Here is a 15,239-nt window from a genome sequence, read left to right as displayed (position 1 = left end):
CTACCCCAATTCCTAAGCAGAACATCAGAAACACAAGTTTTATCATCATACTGCGCCGCTCCTGTTATTTTTTTATAATCTAACCCATTTTCACCCGATTCATCCTTTTTCGCTTCGTGCTTTTTAGGTTGAATTTTAGTATCCTAACTGATTCATTTTGCTGCTTACTGATTTATGTCCTTGGAAAATACACCGCTACAGGGAATTACACTATACAGTCATGCAGACGATTTCCGCTCGCACTGGATTCGCCTGGTACTGGCTGAGAAGAATATTAAATATCATCTGGTCCTGGTCGACCATGAAGATGAAGATTTAGCCAGCCTGAATCCTTATAATCGCTTACCCATGCTGGTAGAGCAAGATTTAAAACTGTTCCATGCCCCAATTATTTCCGAATATGTTGATGACCGCTACCGGCAAAACAAGCTCTATGCCGATGCACCAGCACCCCGCGCAGAGCAGCGCCAATACATCTGGCGTTTTGAGCAGGACTGGCTAAAGCTGGCCGATATCCTGCTTTGCCATGAAGATACCCTGAATAGCGCAGCACAGGCCAAGGCACAAAAGCAGCTTCGTGATACACTGGTCTCACTCACACCATTATTTCAGCATTTCCCTTATTTTATGGCGGAAAACTTTGGCATCCTGGATTGTATGCTGGCCCCAATTTTCCTGCGCTTGAAAGCCATGGGCATTGAACTGCCAAAACAGCATTGCCGCCCGATTCATTTATATTGCCAGCGAATTTTTAGTCGCCCTGCATTTGTAAAATCCTTAACCGTGCAGGAAAAAAACCGCTATAGCGAATTTTTAATAAATAAGTAGAGAGTAGATATGTCTGAACAGGAACTCAACTTAAGCCCAACCCGTCCCTATCTGGTGCGTGCCATTTATGAATGGATTTGCGACAACCAGCTTACACCGCATATTCTGGTCGATGCCACCCAACCCAACACCATGGTGCCAGAGCAGTTCATTCAGGATGGCCAGATTGTGTTAAATATCGTGCCACATGCAGTCCATGGCTTGCACATCTCCAATGATGCCATCAGCTTTTCGGCGCGCTTTGGTGGCGTAGCACGCGATATTTATGTACCCATTGCTGCAGTTTTGGGGATTTATGCTCGCGAAAATGGCCAGGGTTTATTCTTTGATCCAAGTGAATATGAACATATCCAAAATGATCCAAATGCTTTAAAATCAAGCACAGAGGAACAAACTGAAACACCAAAGAAAAAACCAAGCCTAAGATTATTAGATTAAAAAAGAAATAGGAGTAAATGCATGGCTTTTGATTTAGTACAATACTTTAGCGATCAGGTTAAAATTCAAAAGCCTCAGCTTTTGCAGCAGTACGATGCTGATAGCCGCAATGCATATATCCAGGAACTCAATGCGCTAACTCTAGGCAAACTGATTCGTCTGTGGCGCGAAGATGACAATAAGCTCTATCAGGAAATCAAGACCCTCGATCCGCTGTATATTCAGGAAGTGTCCCGTCATCTGACCACTTCGGTACACAACCAGTCTGAACTGCCTAAACCTGAACTCGAACACGGTATTAGTGAAATTTTAAGCCTGCAACTGACCGAATTAAAACAGCTGGATGAAACCGGTAACTTTGGCAGCAACGGCTTAAAAGAGCTGCTACAGGGTCAAATTGAACATCTGTCAGGTCAGGCAGATGATTGGGTTTGGTCAACAAACGAACTAACAGAGTTAAAGGGCTCTAAACCCCTTCCCCAAGAAGAGCTATCATTAGATGATACGATGAAGGAGTTTAATCAAATGTTACATCAACAAGCCGATCATGCGCCGGTAGAAAGCACAGTCGCAGCAGAACCGACTGTTCCAGGCTGGGCCAAAGTTTTGGAACCTGTCGTAGCAATTGCGATTCTATGGATTCTATATTGCGCAGCAAGCCAAATGTTTGCTTAAGCAGTCTGATTCCAAACCGCCTGACATAGGCGGTTTTTTATGGCTGAAATTTTCCAATAAATAGTTCAGTCTCCTTGTACGTTTTGGCTTACACTGAATGAAGATAATTGAGGCTAGGCGTACACACAGAATTTTCGTATTCTAAATTCATCAGGAAACAGGATGTTTCCCAAACGAAAAACAACAATAATAAGTTTGTACACCAGGATCGTGAGGTACGACAGGAGTTATACCTAAAGCACGAAATACGAAGAAACCCCGTCAGGATGATGGGGTTTCTTTTTATCTGTTCTTTATTTTCTACAGCAACTCTACCATTACACTCACCACGAAAATAAATACCGTTCAACTTGCTAGATGGTGAAGGTATGATCTTGAGATTCTTACTTAACCCCTATCACCCCTTGAAGAAGACTTAAAGGACGTATTAAAGCATGCTGCTACGGCAGTTCAATGAGCCTTAGAGATGGTTTAGGGAGCATAATAAAAACTCATATTTCCTGTAGATAAGCCTGCAATAAACGCATATTCAACATAAAACTCTGTCATGTTGAATACATATAACACGGTACACACCAAGCCAAAGACCACTAATCCAGACATTACGGGTGCTGCCTTATACTCTGCATGCTTATATATTGGGGTTTGTACAATAGAATAATATAATTTTTTTCGATTAATATAAAAGCGATTAAAAAGCGGTAAACGGATAATTAATATATGCATCAGCACAATTCCGAGAATCCAATGTATTACCACCATCCAGTAGTTCAATAATATATGCTCAGGATACATACCAATAGCCACGAAAATGACTGAAATGCAAATATTTAACAGCAAATAGCGGGGATAAAATTTTCTATACATGGGTTATTTTTTGATAATTTTATTTATATTGAAGCACTATAGCTTTATTAAAAGCATAAAAAAATCCCCCTGCTATTTAAGCTAGGGGGATTTTGAATTAATGAGCTGGCGATGACTTACTCTCACATGGGTAACCCCACACTACCATCAGCGCTAAGAGGTTTCACTTCTGAGTTCGGGAAGGGATCAGGTGGTTCACTCTTGCTATTGTCGCCAGCACAACTGTTATGGACTTGTTCGGGTCTTAGTTACTTTGCTTAAGCTTGATGCTTTTGCATGTAATGCCTTACTTTGTTCCAAATGAGTTATTAACGGATTGGCCATTGGGTCTGAATTTTATTGTGTCGCATTAACTAAATCAAGGATTAGTTTAGAATTCAGCTTGATACAACAACTGTTTGGGTGTTGTATAGTCAAGCCTCACGAGCAATTAGTATTGGTCAGCTTCACATATCGCTATGCTTCCACACCCAACCTATCAACGTCCTAGTCTCGAACGGCTCTTTAGAGGAATAAATTCCTAGGGAAATCTTATCTTGAGGTAGGCTTCCCGCTTAGATGCTTTCAGCGGTTATCCCTTCCGAACATAGCTACCCGGCGATGCGACTGGCGTCACAACCGGTACACCAGAGGTTCGTCCACTCTGGTCCTCTCGTACTAGGAGCAGATCCTCTCAAATTTCCAGCGCCCACGGTAGATAGGGACCGAACTGTCTCACGACGTTCTAAACCCAGCTCGCGTACCTCTTTAAATGGCGAACAGCCATACCCTTGGGACCTGCTTCAGCCCCAGGATGAGATGAGCCGACATCGAGGTGCCAAACACCGCCGTCGATATGAACTCTTGGGCGGTATCAGCCTGTTATCCCCAGAGTACCTTTTATCCGTTGAGCGATGGCCCTTCCATACAGAACCACCGGATCACTAAGACCTACTTTCGTACCTGCTCGACTTGTGGGTCTCGCAGTTAAGCGCGCTTTTGCCTTTATACTCTACGCGTGATTTCCGACCACGCTGAGCGCACCTTCGTACTCCTCCGTTACTCTTTAGGAGGAGACCGCCCCAGTCAAACTACCCACCAGACATGGTCCTCGTCCCGGATCACGGGACAGAGTTAGAACCTCAACATTACCAGGGTGGTATTTCAAGGACGGCTCCATTGGAACTGGCGTTCCAACTTCAAAGCCTCCCACCTATCCTACACAAGTAAGGTCAAAGTTCAATGTCAAGCTGCAGTAAAGGTTCACGGGGTCTTTCCGTCTAGCCGCGGGTACACTGCATCTTCACAGCGATTTCGATTTCACTGAGCCTCTGCTGGAGACAGCGCCGCCATCATTATGCCATTCGTGCAGGTCGGAACTTACCCGACAAGGAATTTCGCTACCTTAGGACCGTTATAGTTACGGCCGCCGTTTACTGGGGCTTCGATCAAGAGCTTCGCTTACGCTAACCCCATCAATTAACCTTCCAGCACCGGGCAGGCATCACACCCTATACGTCCACTTTCGTGTTTGCAGAGTGCTATGTTTTTAATAAACAGTTGCAGCGGCCTGGTTTCTGCGGCTGTCAACCGCTCAGGGAGCAAGTCCCATCACCGTCAACAGCGTACCTTCTCCCGAAGTTACGGTACCATTTTGCCTAGTTCCTTCAGCAGAGTTCTCTCAAGCGCTTTGGTCTACTCGACCTGACCACCTGTGTCGGTTTCGGGTACGATTCCAGTGTAACTGAAGCTTAGAGACTTTTCCTGGAAGCATGGTATCAGCCACTTCGCTAGTAAACTAGCTTGCTATCAGCTCTCAGCATAGAGCACCCCGGATTTGCCTAAGATGCATGCCTACAGCCTTCCACCTGGACAACCAACGCCAGGCTGACTTAACCTTCTCCGTCCTCTCATCGCATTACACTGAAGTATTGGAATATTAACCAATTTCCCATCGACTACGCCTCTCGGCCTCGCCTTAGGGGTCGACTCACCCAGCCCCGATTAACGTTGGACTGGAACCCTTGGTCTTTCAGCGAACGGGTTTTTCACCCGTTTTGTCGTTACTCACGTCAGCATTCGCACTTCTGATACCTCCAGCAGACTTCTCAATCCACCTTCATCGGCTTACAGAACGCTCCCCTACCACGTATACAATGTATACATCCGCAGCTTCGGCACATAGTTTTAGCCCCGTTACATCTTCCGCGCAGGCCGACTCGACTAGTGAGCTATTACGCTTTCTTTAAAGGGTGGCTGCTTCTAAGCCAACCTCCTAGCTGTCTATGCCTTCCCACATCGTTTCCCACTTAACTATGATTTTGGGGCCTTAGCTGGCGGTCTGGATTGTTTTCCTCTTGACTACGGACGTTAGCACCCGCAGTCTGTCTCCCGGATAGTACTCATCGGTATTCGGAGTTTGCATCGGTTTGGTAAGTCGGGATGACCCCCTAGCCGAAACAGTGCTCTACCCCCAATGGTATTCGTCCGAGGCGCTACCTAAATAGCTTTCGGGGAGAACCAGCTATCACCAGGCTTGATTAGCCTTTCACCCCTATCCACAAGTCATCCCCTGGCTTTTCAACGACAGTGGGTTCGGTCCTCCAGTTAGTGTTACCCAACCTTCAACCTGCTCATGGATAGATCGCCTGGTTTCGGGTCTACACCCAGCAACTATACGCCCTATTAAGACTCGGTTTCCCTACGGCTCCCCTATGCGGTTAACCTTGCTACTGAATGTAAGTCGCTGACCCATTATACAAAAGGTACGCAGTCACCACACGAAGTGGCTCCCACTGCTTGTATGCATGCGGTTTCAGGATCTATTTCACTCCCCTCACAGGGGTTCTTTTCGCCTTTCCCTCACGGTACTGGTTCACTATCGGTCAGTCAGGAGTATTTAGCCTTGGAGGATGGTCCCCCCATATTCAGACAAGGTTTCACGTGCCTCGCCCTACTCGTCATCATTATGTGTGCCCTTTCGTGTACAGGACTATCACCCACTATGGTTGCACTTCCCAGAGCATTCCACTAAAACACACATAACTTAATGGGCTGTTCCCCTTTCGCTCGCCGCTACTGAGGGAATCTCAATTGATTTCTTTTCCTAAGGGTACTGAGATGTTTCACTTCCCCTCGTTCGCCTCAATACACTATGTATTCATGTATTGATACCTACCTTATGGTAAGTGGGTTTCCCCATTCAGACATCTCCGGATCAAAGGATATTTGCCGCCTCCCCGGAGCTTTTCGCAGGCTATCACGTCTTTCTTCGCCTCTGACTGCCAAGGCATCCACCACATGCACTTAATTACTTGACTATACAACCCCAAACAGTCGTTAATCCCTACAAGTAGGATTAAGACAATTAAATAAATAATCAATTATCTATTTAATCTACAGTTCGAAGTCCCGTGCACTTAAGCACCGTACAGCTTCAATCTAAATTCATATACCAAAACGCTTGATTCAGTTAATTTGCTAGTTCTCAATTCAATCTACGTTCATCAACCCGTCATAACAACGCGTTAACGTATATTGATTGAGTGAACAATTTATTTCAGACTCAATTTTGCCAATCTGTTAATGATTCACTGCATCCTCGTCGGACTGCAGTCAACTGTGATAAATCACAGAGATTAATAAGCATAAACTTACTAAGCTCTATAATCTATGGTGGAGACTAGGAGAGTCGAACTCCTGACCTCCTGCGTGCAAAGCAGGCGCTCTACCAACTAAGCTAAGTCCCCAGCTTATCATTTAAGTCAATGTTCTGATTTCTATTCGCTCTGCAATTGCTTGCTTGTCGTTAGTGGTGGGTCTGACAAGACTTGAACTTGTGACCCCACGCTTATCAAGCGTGTGCTCTAACCAACTGAGCTACAGACCCTCAGATACATCGTCATGAAGAACAACTTGTTGTGGATTCTTACCAATCGTCAATCTTTCGTTAAGGAGGTGATCCAGCCGCAGGTTCCCCTACGGCTACCTTGTTACGACTTCACCCCAGTCATCGGCCACACCGTGGTAAGCGTCCTCCCTAAGGTTAGACTACCTACTTCTGGTGCAACAAACTCCCATGGTGTGACGGGCGGTGTGTACAAGGCCCGGGAACGTATTCACCGCGGCATTCTGATCCGCGATTACTAGCGATTCCGACTTCATGGAGTCGAGTTGCAGACTCCAATCCGGACTACGATCGGCTTTTTGAGATTAGCATCACATCGCTGTGTAGCAACCCTTTGTACCGACCATTGTAGCACGTGTGTAGCCCTGGCCGTAAGGGCCATGATGACTTGACGTCGTCCCCGCCTTCCTCCAGTTTGTCACTGGCAGTATCCTTAAAGTTCCCATCCGAAATGCTGGCAAGTAAGGAAAAGGGTTGCGCTCGTTGCGGGACTTAACCCAACATCTCACGACACGAGCTGACGACAGCCATGCAGCACCTGTATCAGAGTTCCCGAAGGCACCAATCCATCTCTGGAAAGTTCTCTGTATGTCAAGGCCAGGTAAGGTTCTTCGCGTTGCATCGAATTAAACCACATGCTCCACCGCTTGTGCGGGCCCCCGTCAATTCATTTGAGTTTTAGTCTTGCGACCGTACTCCCCAGGCGGTCTACTTATCGCGTTAGCTGCGCCACTAAAGCCTCAAAGGCCCCAACGGCTAGTAGACATCGTTTACGGCATGGACTACCAGGGTATCTAATCCTGTTTGCTCCCCATGCTTTCGCACCTCAGTGTCAGTATTAGGCCAGATGGCTGCCTTCGCCATCGGTATTCCTCCAGATCTCTACGCATTTCACCGCTACACCTGGAATTCTACCATCCTCTCCCATACTCTAGCTAACCAGTATCGAATGCAATTCCCAAGTTAAGCTCGGGGATTTCACATTTGACTTAATTAGCCACCTACGCGCGCTTTACGCCCAGTAAATCCGATTAACGCTCGCACCCTCTGTATTACCGCGGCTGCTGGCACAGAGTTAGCCGGTGCTTATTCTGCGAGTAACGTCCACGCATCTAGGGTATTAGCCTAGAGCGCCTCCTCCTCGCTTAAAGTGCTTTACAACCAAAAGGCCTTCTTCACACACGCGGCATGGCTGGATCAGGGTTCCCCCCATTGTCCAATATTCCCCACTGCTGCCTCCCGTAGGAGTCTGGGCCGTGTCTCAGTCCCAGTGTGGCGGATCATCCTCTCAGACCCGCTACAGATCGTCGCCTTGGTAGGCCTTTACCCCACCAACTAGCTAATCCGACTTAGGCTCATCTATTAGCGCAAGGTCCGAAGATCCCCTGCTTTCCCCCGTAGGGCGTATGCGGTATTAGCATCCCTTTCGGAATGTTGTCCCCCACTAATAGGCAGATTCCTAAGCATTACTCACCCGTCCGCCGCTAGGAATCAGGTGCAAGCACCCTATCCCCGCTCGACTTGCATGTGTTAAGCCTGCCGCCAGCGTTCAATCTGAGCCATGATCAAACTCTTCAGTTTAAAATCATTTCGAGTTTTATAAGTAAAACTCTTAAACTTGGCTCATCAATTTTCTGACTTAAATTTCGCTCAAATAAACTTCGAGTAATTTAAACCAATCAATTAATGAAAATATATTCGATTAATCAACCAGTAAAAATCCACACAAGTTGTTCTTCATAATCTCTTAATGATCTTCTCGATGCTTCGTCAGCATCAAGCTAGGTCGGCTATATTACTCTCTATTTTTAGAAAGTCAACATGCAATGTTGATTTTATTTCTAAACTTACCACCTAAACCAGAACTCAACCATTTTGGCTAAACCCTTGTTTATCAACAAGTTTTTATCAACATCACCGCCGATGGATGTGCATTATAGGCGAAATATTTACGCTTGCAAGCCCTTTGATAAAAAAATTTAATCATCCGATTATTTTTTATTCATTTTACCTTTTTTAGCTATAAATTTCGGCCAAAAGTGTTTAAATACTCTCTTAAAATGTGCGCTGGGTCGAATGACTCTGCTTTCTCTTTTTTGCTTTCAGTATTCAAAGCACTAGGATCTTTTATGCGTCAACAACAATATGTATGGATTAGCCTGCTGACTTTAGGGATGGCCTCCCCTGCTTTTGCCAATGAATCTGCAGTAGACAGTTCTACCCGCACCACAGCAGAAGTAGACTCATCTGCAGCAACCAGCAAAGCCCCTTCACGCTTTGAATCCTTAAAAGAGCTGAAAAATATTAAAGCACAAGATTTGAAAGTGAATGCCAATGCCGCACAACCGGAAAGTGTTAAAGATCCGCTGCAACCTTTAAACCGTCAGGTCTATGCTTTAAATGATGTGTTAGACCGCAATATTGCCCGTCCGCTGGCCGTGCAATATACAGAAAAAGTTCCTGGCGATGTGCGTGGTTCTTATCGTAACTTCCGTAAAAACCTGGGTGAACCATGGAATGCAGTAAACCAGCTGATTCAGGGCCGTCCACTCAGAGCGGCAAAAACGCTGGGCCGTTTTACCGTGAATACCATCACCACTTTAGGTCTGGCTGATCCGGCCCGTCGTTTGGGAATGGAAACCGAAGATGAAGATTTTGGCACCACTTTAGGCTATTTCGGTGTGCCGTCTGGCCCGTATCTGGTTTTGCCGATTATTGGCCCAAGTACCTTCCGTGATGGTTTTAGCCGTCTGGTTGACAGTCAGGCCCGTCCACAAAAATACATTCTAGAAGATCATGATGGACTGTACTGGACCGAGCAGGCTTTACGCGGCATTGATGCCCGCTCCCAGATTCTGGATGTAGAACAGGTGTTACAAGGAGATCGCTATGCCGCCATCCGTGATATTTACCTGCAGCGTAAAAACTTTGAAATTGCCGAGAAAAAAGGCCTAGAGGCCGAGAGCATTTCATTTATTGAAGATGTCGAAGACGACTACATCGAAGATGAAGAAAACTTTGATTCAGTTGCACCGCTCACTGAATAATTTGTAATACTTCTTTCTGGCGGGAAGTTCAACTTCCCCTAGTAATTCATTGATTGTTATAGTACATCTATCCCCTAAAGCGCATAGGATTATATTCTACATTTATGTATTTCATTCAGCCCACACGTGATATTCCCTATCTAGATCAGGTGATTGACACACTGCCCAGTGTGCAAATGATTCGCATAGATGACATCGACCTATATGATCAGACCATCATTGCCATTGCCGATGTACAGGATTATTTAACCCATCGCTGGAATTTACCGACCATTGTTTTGGGCTTTGAAGATGAAGGTCTGGCCCTGTCGCAAGCCTGGGAACAAGGCGCTCTGGCCGGCTGGATCTGGAGCAAACTGCCAGCAGAGCCGCAGCAGGCCCTGCTTAAAATTGATGCGCAATATAAACGCAACCAGGACAGCCGTGATTTACCCTCGGCTGCAGAGTTACAAAAACGTTTACTGCCAAACCCAATTGAACTGGTCAATTATGAAATTGAAACCCTGTTTCAGCCTTCGGCCTATTTATCCGGCGACTGGTTTGATTACTGGAAAATTAGTGACAAAGAGCTGATTTTTTATCTGGCCGATGTGTCCGGCCATGGGGTAACCAGCAGTTTATTAACCTCGTGGATGGCGGCTTTTCATGGTCGTTCCAAAACCCCGCGCGAGTTACTGAAAAAACTGAACGGGATGCTGGTACAGGAAAATATTGAAAAGCATATCACCATGATTAGCGGGATTTTAAACCTGGAAACCCATCAGCTGCGCTGGTCCAGTGCCGGACATTATCCGCCTGCGATTATCTTTGAGCCAAATCAGCCACCGAAAATCTTAAACACCAGCAGCTTCCCGTTGGGCCTGACCGAAGACCTGGAAGTAGAAGAATATGAATGCGTGCTGTCACGTCAGGCGCGCTTTATTATCTGTTCAGATGGTGCGCTGGAACCCTATGTTGGTGGACTCAATGAACAGTTTGAACAACTGGTCTATCACTTGCAGAATCAGTCCTTTAAGGCGCCAGAACACGTGGCCGACGATATTGCCATCCTCAGTTTGTGCCGACTGAATTAATCACTTAATCAACCACTTAAAACCATCCTTAGACTTATGTCCATAGCAGACACTTGAGTCTGTGGTGTCCCTATGGGATAATTTTATCTATCCTTCTCTGCAAATGGCATTTATATGTCAACAGGTCATGTTGAATACGCAAGTTTGGATGGAACGCATATTTTCAAGCTGATCGGCGAAGTGCGTGCCCAATCTTGTATCAGTTTAGACAAACTACTCAGTAAAATTGAACAGCAAACCAATGTGGTCGGCGCCATTGTCGATTTAACTCAAACCACATTTATTGACAGTACTGTTTTGGGTGTTTTGGCAAAACTCGGGCTAAAACTTAAACAGGTACATCAGATTCAGGCGGTTATGCTGTCGACCAATCCGGACATCACCACACTGGCCAATAGCATGGGCTTGGGGCAGGTGTTTGTGATTCTGAATTACTGTGGCGATCCGAGTGTCTGCACCCGTGCCCTGATTGAAGAGCATGTGACGCATAGCAATATGCTGTCGACCGTACTGGATGCCCACAAAACCCTGATGAAACTCAACGACAGCAACCAGAATATGTTTGAACCCCTGGTCAAACAGCTACAAAAAGAACAGGACAACTTGGAACAGGTGTCTAATCAGCAAAACGTATAATTTTCAGTTTGGGAGAATGCCTGCATGACTTTCGTTTCTGTTGCACAGATGAACTCGCAAAATGATATTGAAGCCAATTTCAACACAGTCGAGCAGCTGATTCAGCAGAGTAAAGCCGCCGGCAGTGAACTGCTGGTTCTTCCTGAAAATTTTATCTGTTTTGCTGCCGGCAAGCAGCGCGAAACTGCAGCCCAGTTTGAATCTATTCAACAACGTCTGGAACAACTGGCCCATCAGCATCAAATCTGGCTGGTGGCGGGTACCCTGCCGTGTCCATTCCGCCCGGATGGTTCAGTCATTGAAGATGGCCGGGTACGTACTGTCAGCCTGTGTATCAGTCCGGAAAAAACCGAAGCCCGTTATGACAAGATTCACCTGTTTGATGTACAGGTGGGTGATGCCGTCGGGGGTTATCAGGAATCCAAATTCTTTGAACCGGGCCAAGACGTTGTGGTGGCCAAAACCCCATTTGGCAATATTGGCCTGATGGTCTGCTATGACCTACGTTTCCCGGAACTGGCGCTAAAACTGCGTGCACAAGGCGCCAATCTTCTGACAGCACCTTCTGCTTTTACCTACACCACTGGCCAGATGCACTGGCAGCTGCTGCTACAAGCACGTGCCATGGACAGTCAGTGTCAGGTTTTAGGTGCTGCCCAGCAAGGCTGGCACGGCGAAAAACGTCAAACCTGGGGTCATTCTGGTGCGACCAATTCCCGTGGACAATTACTGGCCATGGTGCAGGACGAAGGCGCGCAACTGATTACAGTCGAATTTGACCTGAAAGAACAGCAACAGGTACGCGAGTCAATGCCTTTAATGCAGCATCGCGTGTTAGTCAATTATTAAGTCTTTCCCTTGATCTCGCTGATATTGTTATCGACGTAAGCTTTCAACTTGCATATAATAATGATTCTTATTTTCAACAACAAATTATCCTGATGTTTAAAATCGTGATCACCAGTCTGGGGCTGCTGTGCTCGACACTGGCCTTGGCCGAGCTGAGTATTTCTGAAAAAATGCGTCCTGTGGTTTATTCTCAGGTCAATCCGGAGATGGCACGTCTGCCGGTTCCAGCCACACCGAATCAGATGAATCTTCCGGCCTTTGGACAAGGACTAATTGGCTGGGGCAGCGGCCCGGAAGGTGCGCAAGCGCGTTTAGATTCTATCACAGCTGCCGATGTGCATCAGATGCAAATTCAAGGTTTAACCCTGGAGATGGTGCAGGCCTGGCAGGCATTTTATACTCATGAAAGCCAGCGCAATCCCGGCAATCCGACGGCGCCCTTACGTGCCCTATTAATGCAAAAAATCGTCAGCCTGTGGTAGGGACTGACGATTTTTTAAATAGACTCTGCAAATCTGCTAGTCTGCTGCTTCATTGGTGACGCGTAATACTTCTTCGACCGTGGTTTTACCGGCCAGCACCTTACGCAAACCGTCTTCACGAATCGAACCGGATTGCTGGCGCGCATAGTTTTCCAGTTCATACTCTGCAGCATTGCCATGGATCAGGCGACGCATGTGATCATCTACCGGCACAATTTCATAAATGGCGGTCCGACCGGTAAATCCGGTATGCGCACACTGCTCACAGCCTTTCGGTTTCGGCAGGCGCAATACCTCTGCACTGCTGACAGGTTTAAACAGTTCTTTTTCAAAGTCATCAGCATCATGCCAGGTGGCGCAGTGCGCGCACAAGGTTCGGACCAGACGCTGCGCAATCACACCAATCAGGGAACTGGACAGCAGGAAAGGTTCAATGCCCATATCTTTTAAACGGGTTACGGCGCCAATCGCAGTATTGGTGTGCAAGGTCGATAATACCAGGTGACCAGTCAGCGAAGCCTGTACCGCAATTTCTGCGGTTTCCAGATCACGGATTTCCCCGACCATTACCACATCCGGGTCCTGACGCAGCATGGCTTTTAAAGCACGGGCGAAAGTCATATCGACCTTGGTGTTGACCTGGGTTTGCCCAATCCCTTCCAGCTGATATTCAATCGGATCTTCAGCGGTCAGAATATTTTTCGAGCCATCATTCAGGTCCGACAGTGCTGCATACAAGGTGGTGGTTTTCCCCGAACCGGTTGGACCAGTCACCAAGATAATGCCATGCGGACGATGCACCAGCTGTTTTAGCCGGTCATAATCATTTTGCATTAGGCCCAAATGGGTCATGTTCAGCCGTCCGGCCTGTTTATCCAGCAGACGCATTACCACCCGTTCACCATGCGAAGATGGCAAGGTTGAGACCCGTACATCGACTTCACGGCCCGCCAGTCGCAGCGAAATACGGCCATCTTGCGGAATGCGTTTTTCAGCAATATCCAGTTTGGCCATGACTTTAATCCGCGATACCAGTAACGGCGCCAGCTCACGACGCGGCTGTACAATTTCACGTAATTGTCCATCTACCCGCAAACGCACCGATAAGCGTTTTTCAAACGATTCAATATGAATATCCGACGCACCGACCCGAATGGCTTCGGATAGCAGTGCATTAATCAGCCGGACAATGGGCGCATCATCTTCCTGGTCCATTAAATCTTCGGCTTCAGGTACCGAGTCGGCCAGACTGAGTAAATCCGGATGATCTTCCAGACCTGCCGCAACCTGCTGTGATTCCCCGGTATCGCCGGCAAAACTGCTGCTTAACAGCTGATGAAATTCCTGATCGGTACATAACTGGAACTGGGCCGGATGCCCGAGAAAACGGCGTGCTTCCTGAATGGCCAGCAGCGGCGTATTTTCACGGCGCACGATAAAAGCATGATCCCCCTCATAGCGAATCAGCACGCCATGGCGTTTTGCAAAACTATAGGGAATTTGTAATTGTTTAAGTACTTGCATCAGCGATTATAATAATGATGAAAAAATCTCATTTGAGTGTACTCTAAGCTTATGACAGCGTGAAGTCTGTTTTTAGGGTTTTAAATTGAAAGGAAGACGCCCTTGCCGCATCCGAATGAATTACTGAATCATGATGAATTGCCCGATTTAAAATGGTGGGGCGAACACGAGTTTGAACTGCATCAGCCCAAAGCCTGGCAATTTGGCTCCCTGCTGTTTCGTTTAACACGCGGCATGCAGGAGTGGCGTCTGGAATATCATCGTCCGCAGGTGCAGTATGACTATGAACAGCAATGGCATCGCATCAATGACCCGAATTTTTCCTTTCCGCAGCCGGTGCAAATTGAACGCTACATGTTCAAATCGACCACCAACAAACTCCAGCTGATGCCACGTCTGGCAGACCGTTCAGTGGTGATTAAACCGGTCGATCCAATTTATATTCCGGCTGGCCAGCGTGGCACGCTGTACATTAGTACCCCGTTATGGATTGCCGGTTTTGTCGATGGTCAGCGCGAGCCGATTTTTGATTTGCCGGTGATTTTGCCCAAAGATACCTGGTTTGGACCGAATCACCGTTATGGCGAAATCTGTTATGCCACCGCGGTGGATGGCCGGACCGAGCTGCACCAGCTACGCCCGCGCGCTTTTCGTGCCATTACGCCTATTGAGTTTCATAATATCAGCAACCAGCAATTGCGCTTTGACCGGATGAATGTACCGGTGCCGGCACTGCCGCTATTTTTTAGTGAAAGTACCGGACGTTTATGGACCTCCCAAATTAAAGTCTTGCACGAAGGCTCTGACCGGCCACCACGGGTACGAATTGAAAACCGTACCCCACCGCATGCCGGTGAAGTGATTTATGTGCATCCGCCACGTGAAACCGCGGGGGCGTTATTTAATATGTTTGATTCATTCTTCTAGGGAGTAG

Annotated in this window: 11 protein-coding genes, 2 tRNA genes and 3 rRNA genes; 9 read left to right on the top strand and 7 right to left on the bottom strand. The window is 47.0% G+C overall.

Features of this window, described 5'->3' with window-relative positions:
• The first annotated feature begins 174 nt into the window (after nucleotides 1-174).
• The 3 genes from GA693_RS01005 to GA693_RS00995 are packed head-to-tail and all read left to right on the top strand — an operon-like array spanning nucleotide 175 to nucleotide 1,941.
• Nucleotides 175-828 (top strand): glutathione S-transferase N-terminal domain-containing protein, encoded by a 654-nt coding sequence (locus tag GA693_RS01005; RefSeq protein WP_104470663.1) that lies wholly within the window; start codon nucleotides 175-177, stop codon nucleotides 826-828.
• Between the two features lie 9 nt (nucleotides 829-837).
• Complete coding sequence (locus tag GA693_RS01000) at nucleotides 838-1,266, top strand: ClpXP protease specificity-enhancing factor (RefSeq protein WP_005175725.1); 429 nt, start codon at nucleotides 838-840, stop codon at nucleotides 1,264-1,266.
• Nucleotides 1,267-1,287: 21 nt separating this feature from the next.
• Nucleotides 1,288-1,941, top strand: coding sequence for a hypothetical protein (locus GA693_RS00995; RefSeq protein WP_005175723.1), 654 nt, complete (start codon nucleotides 1,288-1,290; stop codon nucleotides 1,939-1,941).
• Between the two features lie 471 nt (nucleotides 1,942-2,412).
• Here the strand turns inward: GA693_RS00995 and GA693_RS14855 are convergent, their stop codons facing one another.
• The 6 genes from GA693_RS14855 to GA693_RS00965 all read right to left on the bottom strand — a co-directional run bounded on the left by GA693_RS14855 (nucleotide 2,413) and on the right by GA693_RS00965 (nucleotide 8,275).
• Nucleotides 2,413-2,667 (bottom strand): hypothetical protein, encoded by a 255-nt coding sequence (locus GA693_RS14855; RefSeq protein ID WP_228718906.1) that lies wholly within the window; start codon nucleotides 2,665-2,667, stop codon nucleotides 2,413-2,415.
• 244 nt (nucleotides 2,668-2,911) lie between these two features.
• A 5S ribosomal RNA gene (rrf, locus tag GA693_RS00985) occupies nucleotides 2,912-3,026 on the bottom strand.
• Between the two features lie 191 nt (nucleotides 3,027-3,217).
• Nucleotides 3,218-6,107, bottom strand: a 23S ribosomal RNA gene (locus GA693_RS00980).
• A 353-nt stretch (nucleotides 6,108-6,460) separates the two neighbouring features.
• Nucleotides 6,461-6,536: transfer RNA gene (locus GA693_RS00975), tRNA-Ala, on the bottom strand.
• Between the two features lie 63 nt (nucleotides 6,537-6,599).
• Nucleotides 6,600-6,676 (bottom strand) — tRNA-Ile (locus GA693_RS00970).
• A gap of 61 nt (nucleotides 6,677-6,737) precedes the next feature.
• Nucleotides 6,738-8,275 (bottom strand): 16S ribosomal RNA (locus GA693_RS00965).
• The 16S, 23S and 5S rRNA genes sit together here with 2 tRNA genes alongside, the layout of an rRNA operon.
• Nucleotides 8,276-8,823: 548 nt before the next feature.
• On the opposite strand from GA693_RS00965, the gene GA693_RS00960 reads away from it, so the two are divergent.
• The 5 genes from GA693_RS00960 to GA693_RS00940 all read left to right on the top strand — a co-directional run bounded on the left by GA693_RS00960 (nucleotide 8,824) and on the right by GA693_RS00940 (nucleotide 12,781).
• Nucleotides 8,824-9,741, top strand: a complete 918-nt coding sequence (locus GA693_RS00960; RefSeq protein WP_160241591.1) for an MlaA family lipoprotein — start codon at nucleotides 8,824-8,826, stop codon at nucleotides 9,739-9,741.
• Nucleotides 9,742-9,845: 104 nt separating this feature from the next.
• A complete protein-coding gene (gene gigA / locus GA693_RS00955; protein ID WP_016659506.1) occupies nucleotides 9,846-10,814 on the top strand; it encodes an RsbU family protein phosphatase GigA in 969 nt (322 codons plus the stop codon).
• A gap of 114 nt (nucleotides 10,815-10,928) precedes the next feature.
• Nucleotides 10,929-11,450, top strand: coding sequence for an anti-anti-sigma factor GigB (gene gigB / locus GA693_RS00950; RefSeq protein ID WP_005182525.1), 522 nt, complete (start codon nucleotides 10,929-10,931; stop codon nucleotides 11,448-11,450).
• A 24-nt stretch (nucleotides 11,451-11,474) separates the two neighbouring features.
• Nucleotides 11,475-12,299 carry a carbon-nitrogen hydrolase family protein gene (locus GA693_RS00945; RefSeq protein WP_005182522.1) on the top strand — a complete coding sequence of 275 codons (825 nt, stop codon included), beginning with the start codon at nucleotides 11,475-11,477 and terminating at the stop codon, nucleotides 12,297-12,299.
• A gap of 92 nt (nucleotides 12,300-12,391) precedes the next feature.
• Nucleotides 12,392-12,781, top strand: a complete 390-nt coding sequence (locus tag GA693_RS00940) for a DUF4951 domain-containing protein (protein WP_104470612.1) — start codon at nucleotides 12,392-12,394, stop codon at nucleotides 12,779-12,781.
• A gap of 36 nt (nucleotides 12,782-12,817) precedes the next feature.
• Here the strand turns inward: GA693_RS00940 and gspE are convergent, their stop codons facing one another.
• The gene (gspE, locus tag GA693_RS00935) at nucleotides 12,818-14,305 is read right to left on the bottom strand and encodes a type II secretion system ATPase GspE (protein WP_104472732.1); all 1,488 of its coding nucleotides are present in this window, start codon (nucleotides 14,303-14,305) and stop codon (nucleotides 12,818-12,820) included.
• Nucleotides 14,306-14,428: 123 nt separating this feature from the next.
• On the opposite strand from gspE, the gene GA693_RS00930 reads away from it, so the two are divergent.
• Complete coding sequence (locus GA693_RS00930) at nucleotides 14,429-15,232, top strand: hypothetical protein (protein ID WP_373683660.1); 804 nt, start codon at nucleotides 14,429-14,431, stop codon at nucleotides 15,230-15,232.
• Nucleotides 15,233-15,239: the final 7 nt, after the last annotated feature.

It is taken from the genome of Acinetobacter indicus (genome assembly GCF_009914475.1).
GTDB lineage: Bacteria > Pseudomonadota > Gammaproteobacteria > Pseudomonadales > Moraxellaceae > Acinetobacter > Acinetobacter indicus.
This window is presented reverse-complemented; position numbering and strand designations above follow the sequence as displayed.

Excerpts from the sequence above, each read along its gene's own strand:
- GA693_RS01005 (WP_104470663.1), top strand. The coding sequence starts at position 175 with ATGTCCTTGGAAAATACACCGCTACAGGGAATTACACTATACAGTCAT.
- gigA (WP_016659506.1), top strand. The coding sequence starts at position 9,846 with ATGTATTTCATTCAGCCCACACGTGATATTCCCTATCTAGATCAGGTG.
- GA693_RS00945 (WP_005182522.1), top strand. The coding sequence starts at position 11,475 with ATGACTTTCGTTTCTGTTGCACAGATGAACTCGCAAAATGATATTGAA.
- gspE (WP_104472732.1), bottom strand. The coding sequence starts at position 14,305 with ATGCAAGTACTTAAACAATTACAAATTCCCTATAGTTTTGCAAAACGC.
- GA693_RS00940 (WP_104470612.1), top strand. The coding sequence starts at position 12,392 with ATGTTTAAAATCGTGATCACCAGTCTGGGGCTGCTGTGCTCGACACTG.
- GA693_RS14855 (WP_228718906.1), bottom strand. The coding sequence starts at position 2,667 with ATGCATATATTAATTATCCGTTTACCGCTTTTTAATCGCTTTTATATT.
- gigB (WP_005182525.1), top strand. The coding sequence starts at position 10,929 with ATGTCAACAGGTCATGTTGAATACGCAAGTTTGGATGGAACGCATATT.
- GA693_RS01000 (WP_005175725.1), top strand. The coding sequence starts at position 838 with ATGTCTGAACAGGAACTCAACTTAAGCCCAACCCGTCCCTATCTGGTG.
- GA693_RS00995 (WP_005175723.1), top strand. The coding sequence starts at position 1,288 with ATGGCTTTTGATTTAGTACAATACTTTAGCGATCAGGTTAAAATTCAA.
- GA693_RS00960 (WP_160241591.1), top strand. The coding sequence starts at position 8,824 with ATGCGTCAACAACAATATGTATGGATTAGCCTGCTGACTTTAGGGATG.